2 protein-coding genes are annotated in these 1380 nt (G+C 41.8%); both read right to left on the bottom strand.

The window, feature by feature from the left end; genetic code table 11:
* Positions 1-31: 31 nt before the first annotated feature.
* A complete protein-coding gene (locus tag IM793_RS24670; protein ID WP_370629853.1) occupies positions 32-871 on the bottom strand; it encodes an IS3 family transposase in 840 nt (279 codons plus the stop codon).
* A partial coding sequence (locus tag IM793_RS24665) for a helix-turn-helix domain-containing protein (protein WP_193426167.1) occupies positions 871-1380 on the bottom strand: 510 nt, incomplete at its 5' end. The genes IM793_RS24665 and IM793_RS24670, both read right to left, overlap by 1 nt.

Below are 1380 nucleotides of genomic sequence, written 5' to 3'. Positions count from 1 at the left end.
TGGACTGCCCCCTAAAAGTTGGACAAACTTATTAATTATTTAAGACTTGTGTCCGGTATTCAACTGGACTCATTCCATTTAAGTTCAATCTTATCCTTTTATTGTTATAATAACTAATATACTCATCAACATCACCCTTCAGCTCCTCCACTGATAGGTATTTTTTACGGTAGAACATTTCAGACTTTAGCGTACCAAAAAAGTTCTCCATTACAGCATTATCCAAGCAATTGCCCTTTCTCGACATGCTCTGTAGAATTCCATTCTTGAGCAGGACATCCTGGTAACCCTTCATCTTATATTGCCATCCCTGGTCGGAATGCAGTATGGGTTTGGCATTACCTGGCTTTTTTTTCAATGCCTGGTCCAGCATATCAGTAACCTGCCCGAAGTCCGGCCTTAGGGATTGCGAATAACTTATAATCTCTCCATTGAACAGATCAATTATGGTAGAGAGATACAGCTTCTTACCGGTTACATTGAATTCTGTGACATCGGTCGCCCATTTTTCAAATGGCCTGTCAACATTAAACTCCCTGTTGAGTATATTGGGGACTGTTTTGCCCTCTTCTGCTTTATACGACTTGTATCTCTTAAGCCTGACGGTACTTTTCAGTCCCATTTCTCCAGTAAGCCTCAATACTGTCTTATGGTTGATGGTGTGCCCTTCCTTTTTTAGCTGTAGCAGCATCCGCCTATAGCCATATCTGCCTTTATGCTGCTTGTAGAGCGCAGTGAGGCGGCCCCTAACCACTCCGTACTTGTCAGCCGTGCCATTGCATTTCATATAGTAATAAAATGAGCTCCGCGCCATATCGGCCACCTCTAAAAGCACTGACAGGTCAAACATATTCCTTAATCCGTGAATGATCAGCGCTTTTTGTTTTTCTTTGATTCTTCTTTCTGGATTAAGGCCCGTAACTTTTTTAAAAACGCGACCTCCGCACGTAAACGATTGTTTTCTTCCAGGACCTGTTCATGATCTGTCAGGATGGAAGGTGCTTTTTTCGGAATCTTTGGCTTCATCAGACGATGTTTTCCCCTTGTTGTTTCAGACAGCCCCTCGGCTCCAGAAGATTCGTATATCCTTAACCAATTCGACAGGACACTATTACATCTGATGTTAAATTGAAGGCATGCCTCCCTCAAAGATACCTTATTGGAAATAAAATAACGGATAACCTCAAGTTTGTTTTCCAATGAATAGACTGTCGACTGGGGTATTAGTCCGGCCTCGCCAAAACGTTTATAGAACTGTACCCACTGATAGACCATACGCCGTTCGATACCATTTTCCCTTGAAATTGAATCCAAAGGTTTCTCTCTACTTAAGACCTTACCGATGATAGCCAGTTTAAATTCCAGGCTATACTTAATTTT

This window comes from Pedobacter sp. MR2016-19 (assembly GCF_014947265.1).
Classification (GTDB): Bacteria; Bacteroidota; Bacteroidia; order Sphingobacteriales; family Sphingobacteriaceae; genus Pedobacter.
Note: the sequence above shows the minus strand (reverse complement) of the source record. Positions and strands in the feature narration are given on the sequence as shown.